This window comes from Streptomyces sp. NPDC004065, from assembly GCF_044903565.1.
In the GTDB taxonomy this organism is placed as follows: domain Bacteria; phylum Actinomycetota; class Actinomycetes; order Streptomycetales; family Streptomycetaceae; genus Streptomyces.
The window spans coordinates 1-15,072 of record NZ_JBJDQT010000054.1; the positions used below are offsets into that span (position 1 = coordinate 1).

The following is a 15,072-nucleotide window of genomic DNA, read 5'->3' on the forward strand; positions in this document are numbered from 1 at the left end:
CAGCGGTTCCAACTTCGGACCACGACGCGGCACCGGCACCCCGGCAGAAGAACTCATACGAGATCTAACGACGGACTACCGGCGCAGGACACTAGGCGCCCGCCCTCAGCTACCTGCTCCCGCCAGGAGGGGGAGATGTCCCAGGAGTTGTAGGTGATCACGATTGCGTCGAAGCCGCCGCGCGGTACGAGGTGTGAGGGGGCGCCGAGTGCCGCATCGCCCTGGAACGCGGTGACACGGCCGCTGCCGGCCTCTGTGGTCAACCGCCGGGTGCGGTGTACGACGTAGGGGTCGATGTCGCCGGTGACCACCCTGCCCGTGGGGCCGGCCACATGGGCGATGAGCTCGGCATTGTAGCCGCCGGATCCCGCCTCGAACACGATCGCTCCCGGCTTCAGGCACAGGCTTTGGAGCATGTCGGCCTGGAGCCAGGCAGCGGACACCGAACTGGTCGCCTTCCCCGTCTCGTCGCGGCGGGTGACGACGGCCCGGTCGCCGCCGTCGTACGCGGTCTTCAGGGCTTTCTCGGGGACGAAGCGGTGCCGAGGCACCGTGCGCAGCGCCTGCTGTACCGGTTCGGAGGGCGCCCAGCCCCCGTCGATGACCGTCTGGGTCATCTGCTGGCGCAGCCGGACAGCTTCGGCCGGTTCGCCGGGCACGGGCGGCTGGTCGATCGCGAGCGGATAGGAGTGGACCGGTGCAAGGCCAGGAATAACCCCGGGCCAGGTCGCGCCCAGGGCCTGCGCGGCTGGAGCGAACACGGGACCGAGGCAGGCCACGGCGTGCAGGTCATGCCACTCCCACCGGTCGAACAACTGCCGTTCTCGGTTGGCGAGGGTGCTGGACCATGCGGTGATACGGACGACCGCGGTGAGCCGCGGCACGCCGTGGCTGTCGTCGGCCAGCATCGTGACCACGTGCGCGTCCGAGGCCGAGGCGGTCAGGCCCGTCTCCTCGGCCAGTTCCCGAACCGCCGCCGCTTCGAAGGACTCCGCACCACTGGTCTTCCCGCCGGGAAGTTCCCACATGCCCCGGCGCGAGCGGCCGAGCAGGACCCGGCCGGCCTCGTCGGTGACGACCGCAAGGGCGCCTGTCACAGCCAGACCGGTGGGCGGTCGCTGCCGCTCCACCGCCCGGGTGCCGGTGTGGCACGGGCCGCGCAGGACCAGGACAGCGAGCTGGTCCGCCTCCAGCCGCTCGACGGTCTCCCAGCCTTCGGCGAGCAGGCGGACCTCGTCCTCGTCGAGGGCGATGTCCCGTCGTTCGGCTGGGGTGTGCTCGACCACGGGGGTGATGGCCACAAGCGTGCCGCCGGGCCGCAGTCGTTCACCGAGCCCGTGCAGGACGCGGCTGCGATCGCGCAGGAAGGGGTACATCAGCCGCATGGTGACCAGGTCGTAGCCGTCCTCGTGCAGATCTGCCGGGTCGTCGCGCTCGATGTCCAGGCAGATCCAGCGCACCCGCTCGACGTCGGCGTGTTCGTCCCGGGCCCGGGCGAGAGCACTGTCGGCGAAGTCGACGGCGTCCACCGTGTAGCCGAGGGAGGAAAGGTAGGCGGCCAGGCTGCCGGTGCCGCAGCCCACATCGAGCGCCCGTCCGCCGCCATCGGGAACGGGAGCGTGCTCGGCGAGCAGGGCCCGCTCGCGCTCACCGAGTTCCCGGAACCCCTTGCCGTCGACATAGTGCTGCTGCCACTGGTCGCGGACGACGTACGCCACGGGCGTGCTCCTCAACTGCTCTTCAGCTGGTGGGTGGTGTGGTGTGCTGGTCAATGACGGTTCGTTGCGCGGAGCCGGGCCAGGGTGCGGCGGCCTCGCTCGACGAGTTCCGGATCGCCGTGGGCGGCGCCGTATTGGATGCCGGAGACGGCATCCAATACGGACAGGACGACCAGGTGCTCTTCTTCGGCGAGGGACAGGGGGCGGCCGTAGCCGGTCATCAGGGCCTCGTGCAGGTCCGGCCGTCCGTGCCAGGCGTCGGACAAGCGGACGAAGTCCCTGACGGCCGAACCGCCTTCGCTTCTTTCGAAGTCGATCACGTACAAGATGCCCGTCGACTGCTCCCAGCGAAGGTTCCGCCGCTGGAAGTCACCGTGCGTGGGAACCCTCTCCAGGGCCGGCAGACCAGCGGCCCCCTTTGCGGTGGCACGGATGAACGCCTCGTCCCCGGGCTCCAAGTAGGCGCGTGCGCCGTCGAGGTGCCGTTCCAGCTTCTCGAGCGGCAGAGAGTCGGGGAGGGGCGGCAGTGCCGGGGCGCTGCGGTGAATGGTTGCCGCGAGCTGCCCGATGCAGTGGAAGATCCGCCGCTCCTGGTCGGGCGGGTGGACGGCGCCGTGCAGGGAGCGGCCTGGCACCGTGGTGATGACGATGGCCCGCAGTGATTCGTCGACGGCCACCAGACGGGGTGCCAGCGGGCCCAGACGGGGAACCCAGCTGCGGTATGCGGCCAACTCGCGCTGGTGGAAGCGGTCGTTCTGGTGGATCTTGACAAACCACACCCAATCCTCGGCATCGCGTGCCCGCCACACCTGACTGCCCTTGCGTGCCCAGGAGACATCCGTCCAGCCGGTGATCCTGCCGACCGCCCGCTCGACGAAGTCCCGCACCGCGTCCTCAGGGACCGTGCTGCTTGGACCGGCGTCGGGCACGAGGCGCAGCCGGTCGACGGCCGGGGCGTAGGCGATGGGATCGCCGGGCTCCTGGAAATGCAGGGCCATCCGGGCTCCGGCCCGGTAGGCGTCCAGCCCGGCCCGGCAGTAGGCCACCATGGGCTGCGGCAGCGCGTCGAGCGGGAACCAGCTCATGGCGTCGCACCGGTCCGGCTCCATGACGCGGGGGTTGCCGCGCCAGTGCCGGACCTCGAAGAAGAACCCGACGCGTGCGCCCCCGCCGGGGGAGCGGTGGTGCACGGTGACGGCCGCGCGGATATCAGCGCGGTCGACGATGACGCCGGTCTCCTCGCTGGTCTCCCGCACGAGCGCGGTGACGACATCCTCTCCGGGGTCGAGGTGACCAGATGGGAGATGCCACAGTCCTGTCGCGTAGACGTCGCCGGCCCGCCGGGATAGGAGCACTTCGGGGCCGGCCGCGGTATCGCGGACCGCGACCAGGTGCACGTCCAGCGGCTCGGTGTGCCGCCCCCCGCTCACCGGTCACCGCCGGGGCGGTGCGCGAGCAGGATGGTGAACACGGCGTCCTCGACGAGCCGTTCGCCTCGGGCGTGTTCCTCCAGCAGCAAGTGGGCCTCCTGCTCGAACCGTGCGTGCTGATCGCCGAAGAGCGCCGGGCGGGCGAAGCTCGTGCTGCGTAGATAACCGACCACGGCTGCGGGTGTCCACGTGCGGCGGACCGGGATCTGGTGCTCGCTGACGTCGCTGAACGCGGACTCGGCGAGGTCGTCCTCGTAGCGGCGCCCCGGCTCGGTGTACGCCCCAGCGGTGCCGGCCCGCCGCTCGGGGCCGAGGTAGGACTGGATGAGCCGCTGCAGATCTGCCGTCCACTGCGCTTGGTAGGTCCAGAGGCTGCCATCTCCCATGATCGCCACGCCGGCCCCGGGAGCGGTGACGCGGTCGGCCATCGTGAGGACCGCGGGGCGGGGCATCCAGTGAAACGCCCGCGCGCACGTGACCAGGTCCGCTCGGTAGCCGTCGAACGGCGGCGTGAAGTCCTCGGCCCGCACGCAGTGGAAGCCAGCGGGACTGTCACCCAGGAGCGGGGCGAGGGTTTCAGTGGCCTCGCGGAGCATCCCTGGGTCTGGATCCACTAGGTCCAGGCGGGCCTCATGCGCAAGAGCGGGGAGCAGCGCAGCTGCAACCTGTCCGGTCCCGGAGCCGAGATCGAGCACGACAGGCCGAGCGACACCTCTCACTGTGCCGACGAGTAGGCGGACCGCTTCGGACGGGATGCCCGGCCGGTATCGGGCGTAATCGGCCGCCGCAGAGGCGAACAGGTCCCCGGACTCTTCATCCGGGCGGCCCCTCATGCCTGCTCCAGCAGCGCGCGCAGCGCGGCGGCGTCCGCCTGGAGCTGTACTTCGTCCGGGCGGTTTGTATCTAGGGCCGTCCACGGGAGCGGCCCGCCTGGCGCCGGGTCGGCGTGGTCGGCGTAGCGGGGAACGATGTGGGTGTGGAGGTGGGGCACCACGTTGCCGAGGGTGGAGTAGTTCATCTTCACCGGCTGGTACAACGCCGTCAGGGCCTTGCCGAGCGTGAGGGTGTCGGCCCAGTACGCGGCGGCGTGGGCGTCTGAGAGGTCGGTGGGCTCGGCGACGTGCGGTGCGCCGCGGTGAATGAGTACGCAGTAGCCCCGGACCTGGCCCGAGCGCCACAGGTAGGCGTTGGCCACTTCGCCCTGGTGGAGCAGGATCCCCCAGCCGATGTCGTCGGCGGCGAAGTCGTTGTCACACATGGGGCAGCCCTGGCCGTCGCGGTGGCGGAGGAATTCCTCGGACCACCCGGCCGGTCGACTGGGGCCGTCGGCGGGCGGGGGAACGGGGTGCCGTTGCTGGGTCATGGACAACTCCCGAGCGATGGAGACGTCTGGTGGGGGACGGCGGCGAGCGGGGGCAGCGTCCAGGTGAGGGCCATCCGGCCGGGACCGGAGGCGACGCGCTGCGGGCCCCCGCCGTCCGGAATATCGACCCGGTACGTGTCCGGACGGCCCGCCCGCTCCCAAGCGTCGTGGACGTTTTCGAGTTCGGCCCACACATCACGCGGCCCGTGCACGCGGACCGTGCCGTCGCCGGGGCCGGCCACCGCCCAGGAATCCTCCTCCGGGGCGACGATGGTCATCGTGTCGGCCTGGAAATCCCTGACCAAGCCCGGTGCCAGGTACGCGGCGGCGATCCAGAAGCCGTGGGCGTCATCGTCGGGCGGCGCGAGTCGGGTTGGGCGCGGTCGGCCGGGGTCAGCCTTGACCTTGGGCCGGTGGGTCACGGCGGTGAGCCACTCGTAGCCGAGCAGGGGCCGGTGGCCGCGCGGCCTGCCCGTCAGCACCGCCTGAAGCCTGCCCTTCATCGTGCGAGTGGCGCGCATCTGACCTGGCCAGCTGGGCGTTCTGGTCACGAGCGTGGTCAGCAGCGTTCCGCCGGGGGCGAGCTGCTCCACCCAGGCCAGCGGGATGCAGGGCACGCCGATGCCGGAATGGATCCGGTCATACGGTGCCCCGGTGGCGTGTCCGTTGAGCGCGTCACCTTCGACGACCGTCGCTTCCAGCCCGAGCCGGTCCAGGTTCCGCTGGGCGAACACGCTCATGTGCGGATCGCGTTCGACCCCGGTGGCACGGCCAGGGCCCGTGATGGCAGCGGCGAGCGCCAGGGAGAGCCCCGGACCCGACCCAAGGTCCAGGAACCGCTGCCCGCAGTCCAATTGGAGGCATTGCAACACCTCGACGGTGGCAGGGGCGTAGGTGCTCATGGAGGTCATGTGGCCGCCGGTCACCGGTCCTCGGCGAAGGGCGTCCAGCGGCTCGCCGTCACGCTGGAGCAAGACGGAGTCGCCACTGTGGACGAGGTCGAGCCACTCCGCCTGGTCGTCGGGGTGCGAGCCGTCGAGGAGCCGCCAGTCGATCGGATCCGCGCCTGGGCCGCTGACCCGGACGTATGCGTGGGGGAGAAGGACTTCCCGCCGCACACGCAGGAGGGCATCGCGCAGCCGCGGGTCGGTCAGCACGCCGTCGGCGACGAGGCGGTCGACCATCGCGGTTCTGGCGGCGGCCGTTGCGTCGAGCAGGTCAGCGGACATCCTTGGACGGTGTGATGTGCTCGATGTAGAACCCTCTCCTTGTTTCTGACCGGTTGGGCCTACGGCCGTTCTTGCAGTGCTTGCACCGGAAGGTGCGGGTGTATCCGGGATCTCTGCGCGGTGTTTGCAAGAGGAGTCCGGCTGTTGGGCGGCTTCAGGACCAGGCCGGTGCGTGTCCATGTCCGGGGTGCTCACTTCCGCCGCTCCCAACCGATCTCGGTATACAGCCGGCCGGCACGAATTCCCTCGATGGCCGCTCGGGTGTAGGGAACGGTCGGCTCCGGCAGGCGGTCGACAGGCCACCAGGCCCAACGGAGGCACTTGTCCGGCTCCAGCACACGGGGCTCGCCCTCCCATCGCCTGGGCCGGAAGAACAGCTGAACGCGCGGGACGGCGTCCTCGTGGTCCAGGAGGTGCACCATGTGCACGAGAACGAGGTCCTCCTCGGCGACGACCAGCTTCGCCTCCTCCATCGCCTCCCGTGCCACGCAGGTCCGGGCCGGTTCTCGTTCCACATGGCCGGCGAGCAGATGCCACTGGCCGCCCGCGTATGCCGAATCCGGGTGCCGCTGCCCGAGCAGCACCATGCCGTCCCGCTCCAGGTACAGGTGGCCGCCGATCACGTTGAGTTCCGCGCTCACGCCGTACCACCTCCGCCCGCCGCGGGATTGCGCTGTCCGTCGCCGGCGGGGGCGGCGCCGGGTGAAGGTGAGGGGACGGGTGGTTGCACGAGTGGATCTCCTGGATGGGAGGGGACGGGCTGGGCTCCGGGCATCTGGCGGAGGCCGCGTAGTGGGGAGCGGTAGAGGACCACGAGGGGGACGAGGAGCAGGCAGGTTCCGACGACCAGGGTGGGCCGTACCCCGATCCGCGTCCCGAGGCCGCCCGCGACCAGGGCGGCCACCGGCCGGGCGCCTGAGGTGAGCCAGGTACTCACGGCCTGCATGCGGGCCTGCATGTCATCGGCGGTGACGACCTGACGAATGGAGCGCTGGGTGGTTCCCGCCGCCGCGGCGCAGGCCAGCTGGAGAAACAGGGCGGCGCCGATGCCGATCTGCCAGGACACGGCTGGGGAGGCGAGGAGCAGCGGGATCTGGGTGAGCGGGGTGAGCGCGAGCGCGACGAGCATCATCGGCCCGGCGCCGTACCGTCGCGCGAGGGCCGGGGCGGCAAGTGCTCCTGCCGCCGCGCCGAGGGCTCCCAGCCCCAGGACCACGCCGAAGGCGGTCGGGCCCATCGAAAGGGACTTGAGCAGGTACAGGGCCCACAGGGTGTTGAGGAGTGCCAGGGCGGCCGAGGTGGTCGCGTTGACCAGGGTCAGCGTGCGCAGCCGGTGGTCACGGCGCACGTACCGCAGGCCCTCACCGATCTCGGCGTGCAGACGGTGGCTTCCTGCTCGCGCCCGGGTGGTCTCACGCGTCTGGATACGGGCGGTGCACCAGGCGCTGACGAGGTAGGAGCCGACGTCACCGAGCAGTGCCCGGGCCGGTCCGAGGAGCGCGGTCAGGGTGGCGCCGAGGTTGCTGCCGGCGGTGGCGGCGACGGCGAACAGGGCGCCGATACGGCTATTGCTCCGTTGGATCAGGGACCGGTCGACCAAACTGGGCAGGAGACTGATCGCGGCGGCATCATGCAGCACCCCTGCCGCACCCTGCACCGCAGCGACCACCATGAGCTGAGCCAGGGACAGCCTTTCCAGCGCCGCCGCTGCGGGCACGCTGGCCAGCACGACGGCGCTGACCAGATCGCCGGTGATCATCTGCTTCCGCTTGGAGCGCCGGTCGGCCAGCGCTCCGGCGTACAAAGCCAGAAGAGCGGGCGGGAGTTGGCCCATGAACGTGATCCAGGCAACCTGGGCAGGGCTGGCATCCAGTTCGAGAACGGCCAGCACGGGCAGGGCCATCGCGCTGATCGAGCTGCCGGCCACGCTGGCGGCCTGGCCGGTCAGGTATCGACGGAAGTCCTGGTGCCGCCACAGCGACGTCCCTCCGGCCGACGAGATGGGGTCACACAGGGAGGACATGACGTACCCCCTCGGCTCCCGTCGGGCGCACGCCCGGCACGACCGTGGCTGCGTGATCGTGTTGCTCGGGCATCCCAGGCACCGCGGTGTCCACGCCCGGGTCGCTGCCCCGGATACAGCCGCGGAGCAGAAACCCCTTCCGCCGCAGAAGGGGAGCGTCACATGGATGGGGGCCGTTCAGCACATCGGCATCCGGACGGGTCAGCATGGCGGTGTGCTGTGTGCTCACGGCGGCGGACAGATCTGGGAGCATGATGCTCTTCCGCGGGCGTGTGCTCATGCGGATGCCTGCCGCTGTGCGTCATCGTCCCGGGCATCCGAGGAGACCTGGCACGACAGCAGCTGTCGGAACAGACCCGGTTGCTCGGCCAGCTCTTCGTAGGTGCCCTCCTGCACGACCCTGCCCTCGTCGAGAACGACGATTCGGTCGGCTACGGCGACGCTGGTGATGCGGTGGGTCACCAGCAGTACCACCCGGTCCCGGGCAAGACCCCGTAGCCGCTGGAAAATCCCGTACTCGGCAAGCGGATCGAGGTTCGCGGTCGGCTCGTCAAGGACCAAAAGCCCCGCCTGGCGGAAGAAGGCCCGTCCGAGAGCGATGCGCTGCCACTGGCCCCCGCTCAGTTCCTCCCCGTTGAGCCACTCGCGGGCGAGGAGAGTGTCCAGGCCGGCGCCGAGCTTGTCGACGACCTCGTCGGCGCCGGCGGCCTCACACGCCTCGCTTACCGCCGCGTCGCCACGTGCCGTGGGCTGCCCGAGGGTGATGTTCTCCCGCACCGTCAACGGCCAACGCGCGTAGGTCTGGGGTACCAGGGCCACTTGCTTCCACAGCGCCCGCGGCTCGGCGTCGCCGGTGGGAACGCCGTCCCACAGCACCTGCCCCTCGGTGGGCAGGTACAGGCCACTGATCAATTTCGACAGCGTCGACTTACCCGAGCCGTTGAAGCCGACAAGGGCGGTGACCTCGCCCTGGCGCAGGGTGAGCGTCACGTCGGACAGAGCATCTTGGTTCTTGCCCGCGTACCGGTGCGTGACCGACTTGACCTCGATCTTCTTCGGCGGCCCCGGGCGATGCGCACCCCGGCGCATGCGGAACCCTCCGGCCTTGTCCAGGAAGCCGCTCCAGTCGTCCATGTACAGGCCCGTGCGCACGGCGCGCGCCCCTACCGAGACCAGACCGCGGACCGACTGGCCCACCGTCTGCAGGGCGAAAACAGCCGTCCCGGCGTGCCCGACGCTGATGCGGCCGGTGGCCAGCAGCCACACGACCGCTGCCCATACGACCGCCGAACCCACGCCGCCGCACAGCGCGCCGATCAGCGACATGCGGGCCCCCTTGTCGGCGGCGGCGCGGTCCTCGCGGTTGATCCGGGCGACCGTCTGCCGGTACCGGTCGGAGAGGAAACCGGCCATGGTGCCGGCACGGATCTGGTCGGCAGCCTCCTTGGTGTAGATGTGCCAGCGCAGGATCGACAGCATCCGCAGATCGCCGTTGCTGCGCAGATTCGCCAGGTATCGCACACGTGCGGCGCTGACCTGTGCCAGGGCCTGCGGCAGGCTGGCCGCGACCAGAAGGGGGAGAAGGACCCAGTGCACGCCGGCCAGCACGATCGCTCCGGCGACGAAGGAGGCCGACGAGGCGATCAGGTCCTGCCCCTCGTCGATCAGATTCCCGGTGACCTGCGCCCCGCGGTCGGCGGCTTCGCGGTCGTGGTTGAAGTCGGGCTCGTCATAGGCGCACAGCTCCACCTCGGCGCAGCCGGTGAGGAGCATCTGCTCGGCCTCGCGCGACATCAGTGGGCCCAACCGGGAAGACAGCCAAGAGACGGTGATCCCCAAAAGGGCGCGTACGCCGGCGGTGCCGGCCAGCAGGGCCACGGACGGCCACGCCTGAAGGAGCCGCTGGTAGACGTCTCCGCTGGTCAGCAGGGCGGTCAGGGTGCCGCTGATGGCGACCAGGCCAAGGGCTTGCATCACGCCGGTGACGGCCTGGCATAGCAGGAGACCGATGGTCGCTCGGCGGTCGACCCGCCACGCGAGAGCCAGTGACCGGCGTACCAACTGCGGCAGCCGCCGGGCCATATCGCGCATCCTGATCGAACGGCCGGCCGCTTCACGGCTGCCCGTCAGATCGACATACCGCATCTGCGGCTCCGTGGCAGCCGTTTCCGATTCCGATGGCGCATCTGGCTCGGCTGTAGAGGACGCGTCGGGCCCGGTCGTCGGTCCGGGAGGCAACGAAGAGGGGGTGGACTCCAGCGGGGCGGTGCGCGGCCCCGGGATGTTGTCGGGTGATGCATCGGTGGGCTCACTCATGCTGCCCACCTCGTATCCGGTCGTGCTGCGCGCTGGGCGGCGGCGTCAACTTGCCGCCCGGATCGTGCGGAGCACGGGACAGCCGGCATAGGTCGTTCGAATGCGGCGATGGGATTCGCAGGGACGGGCACAGGGTTCACGGAGTCCTCCAGATGGACGCACGAGGGGTACTGGTGCTCTAACAACGGCCCCCCGGACGGGTCTGTCACGGGCAGATCCGGGGCAGATAATGGACGGATGTTCTATTGGGTGTCCGGGGTCAAGCGGGCCTTGTCGTGGGTCGCGCCTGTGCCGCTCGAACAGCTGGGATCACCCTTTCGAGGTATTGCGGGGGATCCCGTCGGGCGCGGTGCGGGCATGGCAACGAGGAGCAGCGGCGGCGGTGGCGTCCGCTGCTCTCGACCTGGGGGGCGGGTCAGGTTCCGGTCTGCTCCAGGGCCCCGTTCCATGCGGTGAGGGCGTCGGGGCCGGAACGCAGGAGCGGGGCGACGGGATTGGTCAGGTACTCGTGCTCGACGAGGTAGAGGCCGGCGGTGGCGGCGTAGCCGGGGAAGAGTTCGTTGAGGCGGGTCATCACGGTCTCCGGCGCGGCGTCGTCAGCGTCGAGGAGGCGGCGCGCAAGGATCTTGCGGTTCCACACGTCGATGCCGAAGACGGCCGGGTCGCGGGAAGCGTGGGAGGCAATTACCGCGGCGGTGTAGGGGCCCACTCCTTTGATTTCCTGGACGGCCTCCATCAGGTCTCCGGCGGCCGTGAGGTCCTCGGTGCTGTGGTCGCGGAAGTAGGCCGCGTAGTGCGGAAGGCTTTTGGCGCGAAAGCCCAGACGGTCCCGTTCCTTCAGCGTCTCCGGCGGGATGTGGGCGATCTCGTCTGGGGTGAACCAGGCCCGCAGCGTAATCCCGTCGAAGTGGACGAGACGGCCGTAGTGGACCAGCAGGTTGCGGGTCATCTGGGTGGTGCGTGCGATGGTGACGTTCTGCAGCAGCAGGGCGATCACGGCGATTTCGAAGTGGTCCTCCGGGCACGACTGCCGCATCCCGCCCAGGGCTGCGAGTGCCTCGCGCATTGCGGGCACTCGGGACGCGAGTTCCGCGAACGCCGCCTGGTCTTCGTCCAACCCGTATGAAGAGATGAGCCAGCGCGTCAGCTCCTCGCGGTCGGCGGGCTTGAAGTCACCGTCGGTGTAGATGTCAGCGATCACGGTGCGGTCCTCGGCGTGCAGCCGGACTCCGACCACGAGGTCGCCGACTCGGAAGGTACGCCAGCTGCAGGACTCGGTGTGGGCTTCCAGACGGGTGGCGTAGTGGGACGGCTTCCAGAAGGTGTGCAGGGCGTTGAACGGACCGTCGCCGGTTACGGACAGTTCGAGGGTGTCGGTGTGGTCGAGGGTGCGGGGGTTCACGTCATGCTCCTGGGTGGCGGCCGTGGGTCGCAGGGGGCCGCCGAACAGCTCGTGTTCGGCGTCGGAGACCTGCGGATCGGCCATCGTGACCGGGCCGAAGAATCTCTTCACCGAGCGCCTCCCGCAGGCCAGTTGATGGCCCGGTAGGACGGGCCGTGGGTGAGCATGTGGAAGATGGTGGCGGTGTAGGGGTGACAGTCCGGCGACGGTCGTTCCATCGGCACCCAGAAGAGCCCTTCGTGCTTGTGTGGCTCGGCGTTGTACGGCTCACCCGTCCACGACTGCGCCACGAACACGGCGGTGATCCGATCCAGGCCACCGTCGGTGTCGTGGTGGTGGATTAGCCCGCAGAACTCCTGCTGCTCAGCAGTGATAAGGACCCCCACCTCCTCCATGGCCTCGCGTCGCGCAGCATGGTCGAGTGGTTCACCGACTTCCAGGTGACCGCCCACGACAGTGAGCTGTCCCGGTGCGAGGGCGGCGTCCAGTGCGCGGCGTACGCACAGGGCGGCGCCGTTCGTACGGAGCAGGACCTGTGCCACGTCGGCGATCAGCTGGTGAGGCGAGTCGCTCACGGGCGGCCCTCCTGTACCAGGCGTTCTACGGTGTGCCGACCGTTGGTCACGAGGGCACCGCCGTGCCGAAAGCTATGGGTGAGAACGGAGGACGGGAGAGGTGCGGGCTGCGTCATGCCAGGTACCTCGTATCCGGTCGTGACCCGTCGTCGAGCAGAGCTGCGCGACCGGAGGTGAGGCGAAGGCTGGCGCCCGAGGAGGTAGCGGCATTTTCGAACGCAGGATGAACGAGTCCAGGGCGGCGTACGGGATGCATGGGGACTCCTCGGGGCGAGATGCGGACAGGTGATCGGGTAACGGCGGTCCTGCTGTAGCCGTAACGGGTGGAGGAGGGCGAAATCTAGAGCGTGATTTCGAATACCGGGCTCTCTCCTTGTGTGGTCGGGTGGGGCGGGCTGTGATGCAGTGTTCGATCACTCATGTGGGTTGCGGTACCTCCTGCGGGGGATTGCCGGGGGGCGCTTGGTCGGTCATGGCGTGGCGAGGTCCGGGCGGAGGGCGATGGCGTCGCGAAGGAAGCTGCGCTTGGAGTAGAAGGTGTGCTCGGCGGTCCAACCGTGACTGGCGAGGTACTCGCAGAGCCAGCTGTCGATCCGCTTCATCTCGATGAGGATCTCGTCCTGGTGGTGGTCGAGGATGCTGCGTGAGCGGAGGTACTCCAGCTCGCACTGGGAGAGCACCACGTCGGGGGCCGCCAGGAGGGCGCAGCGGTCGAGGAAGATGCCGTAGACGTGTCCGGTGCGCAGCGACTCGCACTGGATGTCGTAGCGGACGCGCTGGAAGGGCGGCATGGCCCGGACCTGGAGGTTCAGGTCTTCGCGCAGGAACGTCTCGAAGCGGTCGGGGGTGATGTCGAGGCCAGGGGTGAGTTCCTCGCGGCGGGCGAAGGCGTCCTCGGTGAACCACTTTCGTTTGAGCACGTGCCCGGCGGTGACGGTGGGGATGAAGGAGGCGTAGCCGATCTCGGGCTCGGGGCCGGTGACGTCGAACAGATGGTTCTCGGTGTGGTGGATCTGGAACTCTTCCCGGTACTCCGGACGGCAGCCTTCCAGCTTGCCGTCGCGAAGTGCCTTGAGCAGTTCCATGGACGCGGACCAGATGTCCGGTGCCGGGTCGAGGGTGTATTTGATCTCCAGCTCAGTGCCGGAGAAGTGCTTGCGGAAGTACCGCAGATGGTTGTTGAGCGCCGTACTCGACTCTGCGTGCGCCGTCAGCACGGGGTCGAACCAGCGCAGTTCCTCGACCGGGCCGTGGCCGACTGGTTCCCGGGTGGTGCGGACGAAGCAGGCGTCCTCGGGGTGAAAGCGGATCTGAGCGTACGCGTGGTAGCCGCCGCCGGGGTGTTCGGCCAGGTAGCACAGCGGCACCAGGCCGGGGGCGGCCTCGGTACCGACCAGGCCGCGCAGGGCGGGGCCGGCGATGGCGTCGGGGAACAGTTCGCCGCCGTGGATCCTGGCCGCCCCGAGCCGGGTGCCGCCGGGCTGCAGCGCTTCGGCCGGGCAGGGCCCCAGCGCGTTCCAGCGGACGATCACGGTGGTGGCCGGCCGGCATACCTCCTGCGGTGGCACCCGTACGAGCACGATCGGCTCGTCTGGTCGCCGTGGCGCGGTGCGGTTGAGGAGGTGGACGCCGCCGAGGACGACCCAGGCTCCCCGGTACGAGGGCTGCTCATCGTGCACGCTGGTCTCCTTCGTGTGAAGCGGGTGCCACGGGTGATCGCCCTGCAGCCCGAAGGGGCCACCGGGTCGGCCGGACCTCCCCGTATGGCTGCCTGCTCGTCGCTGCGACGTCCGGCCGGTTCGTCGGCCTAGGGTGGGGCGGGTGAGTCATGGTGAAGTTGGTCAGATGATCTTGGGCGAGGCTGTTGCGGATGCCCGCCTCGCCGCGTGGGAGTTCGACGGTGCACGGGCCTGGCTAGAGGAAGCCCGCCGGCATCCCATGGAGCCGCTGGCGGCCGAGGTGTGGGTCACCGACCCTGCTTTCGAGCACGTCCTGCTGGTCAAGCACCGCGTGCGCGGATGGGTGCCGCCGGGCGGCAAGGTGGAGCCGGGCGAGGCGCCGCGTGCGGCGGCGGCACGAGAGCTGCTGGAGGAGACCGGCCTGCGCACCGAGTTGCTGCCCGAGCCCGCGGCCGTGGCGGTGCGTTCCTACCGGGCCGACTGGTCTCCGACCCTGGGCCTGTCCTACGCCGCGATCGTGGGACGCGACGTGCCGCTCGCCGGGGAGCAGAACCAGCCGGCGGCATGGTTCCGTCTGGACACAGGCTGGGACAGTGTCTTCCCCGAGGACCGCGAGCGGATCCGTGCGCACGCTCGCCGTCTGGCAGCCGGCCGGGCGGTCGGCTCCTGCTGAGGTAGGTCCCTGGCCGCCGTTCACAGGAGGGCCTCGATCCGGTCGAGGTCGGCCGAGGGCAGGGTGACGAGCTCAAGGTCGTGCAGGAAGCGGCACCACACCGGCTCCAGGCCGGGTTCGCGTTCGAACTCCTCACGGTCCAGGCATCCGTTGGCGTGCGCGGCGGTCCGCAGCGCGTGCTGCTGCAGCTGGGCTGGGTGGATCCACCGAGGGGCGCGGACCTCCCGGGGCGAGGGGCACAGCGACCCGGAAACCTCGGCCTGGAAGATCCACCAGTGGTGGCCGACCGGACCGTTGGGCGTGCGGTGGCAGTGGTTGGGGCGCCACTGGTCCAGCAGCAGGTTCAGGTGGGTGACGGTGAGACCGACCTCTTCGGTGACTTCGTCGCGGGCGGCCTGCTCGGGGCCGCCATGCTCGTCGACGTGGCCGGCGACCGGGGCGATTCCGGCCGGAGGAGTCGCCCGCTCGAACACCAGCAGGCCGCTCGGGGAGGAGATCAGTACCCCGACGCTTGCGTGGTCACAGAGGCGGGCCCCGCCGCCGGGAGCCGGGGTGGCCGGAGTCATGCGGCCCTACCTTCTTGAGTGCGTCCCGCGAGTTCGCGACTCTGGGACTGCGCGGGTGGGGCAGGGATGGTTTTCATGCTGGCTGCCCTTGATGGCTC

General features: G+C 69.9%; 12 protein-coding genes and 1 pseudogene. 1 reads left to right on the top strand and 12 read right to left on the bottom strand.

All coding sequences use genetic code 11. The features are described 5' to 3' along the window. Positions 1–89: 89 nt before the first annotated feature. The 11 genes and pseudogenes from ACI2LW_RS33160 to ACI2LW_RS33210 form a co-directional block, all read right to left on the bottom strand. A pseudogene (locus ACI2LW_RS33160) lies at positions 90–1,718 on the bottom strand (methyltransferase domain-containing protein); the annotation flags it as partial. Positions 1,719–1,768: 50 nt separating this feature from the next. After that, entirely contained in the window at positions 1,769–3,148 is a 1,380-nt protein-coding gene (locus ACI2LW_RS33165) for an NUDIX domain-containing protein (RefSeq protein ID WP_404734981.1), read from the bottom strand. Next, complete coding sequence (locus ACI2LW_RS33170) at positions 3,145–3,801, bottom strand: class I SAM-dependent methyltransferase (protein WP_404734988.1); 657 nt, start codon at positions 3,799–3,801, stop codon at positions 3,145–3,147. The genes ACI2LW_RS33165 and ACI2LW_RS33170 overlap by 4 nt, the downstream gene beginning before the upstream one ends. A 176-nt stretch (positions 3,802–3,977) precedes the next feature. Further along, positions 3,978–4,406, bottom strand: a complete 429-nt coding sequence (locus ACI2LW_RS33175) for an HIT family protein (protein WP_404734982.1) — start codon at positions 4,404–4,406, stop codon at positions 3,978–3,980. 101 nt (positions 4,407–4,507) lie between these two features. Next, positions 4,508–5,740, bottom strand: a complete 1,233-nt coding sequence (locus ACI2LW_RS33180; protein WP_404734983.1) for a methyltransferase domain-containing protein — start codon at positions 5,738–5,740, stop codon at positions 4,508–4,510. Between the two features lie 191 nt (positions 5,741–5,931). Beyond that, a complete protein-coding gene (locus ACI2LW_RS33185) occupies positions 5,932–6,381 on the bottom strand; it encodes an NUDIX domain-containing protein (RefSeq protein ID WP_404734984.1) in 450 nt (149 codons plus the stop codon). Then, entirely contained in the window at positions 6,378–7,763 is a 1,386-nt protein-coding gene (locus ACI2LW_RS33190; RefSeq protein ID WP_404734985.1) for an MFS transporter, read from the bottom strand. The genes ACI2LW_RS33185 and ACI2LW_RS33190 overlap by 4 nt, the downstream gene beginning before the upstream one ends. A gap of 276 nt (positions 7,764–8,039) precedes the next feature. After that, a complete protein-coding gene (locus ACI2LW_RS33195) occupies positions 8,040–9,908 on the bottom strand; it encodes an ABC transporter ATP-binding protein (RefSeq protein ID WP_404734989.1) in 1,869 nt (622 codons plus the stop codon). A gap of 586 nt (positions 9,909–10,494) precedes the next feature. Further along, the gene (locus tag ACI2LW_RS33200) at positions 10,495–11,592 is read right to left on the bottom strand and encodes a DNA-3-methyladenine glycosylase family protein (RefSeq protein WP_404734986.1); all 1,098 of its coding nucleotides are present in this window, start codon (positions 11,590–11,592) and stop codon (positions 10,495–10,497) included. After that, positions 11,589–12,056, bottom strand: a complete 468-nt coding sequence (locus ACI2LW_RS33205; protein ID WP_055493687.1) for an NUDIX domain-containing protein — start codon at positions 12,054–12,056, stop codon at positions 11,589–11,591. The genes ACI2LW_RS33200 and ACI2LW_RS33205 overlap by 4 nt, the downstream gene beginning before the upstream one ends. Positions 12,057–12,526: 470 nt before the next feature. Continuing rightward, the gene (locus tag ACI2LW_RS33210; protein WP_061915971.1) at positions 12,527–13,735 is read right to left on the bottom strand and encodes a hypothetical protein; all 1,209 of its coding nucleotides are present in this window, start codon (positions 13,733–13,735) and stop codon (positions 12,527–12,529) included. Between the two features lie 166 nt (positions 13,736–13,901). Here ACI2LW_RS33210 and ACI2LW_RS33215 point away from each other — a divergent pair, with 166 nt between their 5' ends. Then, positions 13,902–14,408, top strand: coding sequence for an NUDIX domain-containing protein (locus ACI2LW_RS33215; RefSeq protein ID WP_176945002.1), 507 nt, complete (start codon positions 13,902–13,904; stop codon positions 14,406–14,408). Positions 14,409–14,428: 20 nt separating this feature from the next. Here ACI2LW_RS33215 and ACI2LW_RS33220 read toward each other — a convergent pair whose 3' ends face one another. Beyond that, positions 14,429–14,974 (bottom strand): NUDIX hydrolase, encoded by a 546-nt coding sequence (locus tag ACI2LW_RS33220; RefSeq protein ID WP_404734987.1) that lies wholly within the window; start codon positions 14,972–14,974, stop codon positions 14,429–14,431. Between the last annotated feature and the right edge of the window lie 98 nt (positions 14,975–15,072).

Excerpts from the sequence above, each read along its gene's own strand:
- ACI2LW_RS33180 (WP_404734983.1), bottom strand. The coding sequence starts at position 5,740 with ATGTCCGCTGACCTGCTCGACGCAACGGCCGCCGCCAGAACCGCGATG.
- ACI2LW_RS33190 (WP_404734985.1), bottom strand. The coding sequence starts at position 7,763 with ATGTCCTCCCTGTGTGACCCCATCTCGTCGGCCGGAGGGACGTCGCTG.
- ACI2LW_RS33175 (WP_404734982.1), bottom strand. The coding sequence starts at position 4,406 with ATGTGTGACAACGACTTCGCCGCCGACGACATCGGCTGGGGGATCCTG.
- ACI2LW_RS33220 (WP_404734987.1), bottom strand. The coding sequence starts at position 14,974 with ATGACTCCGGCCACCCCGGCTCCCGGCGGCGGGGCCCGCCTCTGTGAC.
- ACI2LW_RS33195 (WP_404734989.1), bottom strand. The coding sequence starts at position 9,908 with ATGCGGTATGTCGATCTGACGGGCAGCCGTGAAGCGGCCGGCCGTTCG.
- ACI2LW_RS33215 (WP_176945002.1), top strand. The coding sequence starts at position 13,902 with ATGATCTTGGGCGAGGCTGTTGCGGATGCCCGCCTCGCCGCGTGGGAG.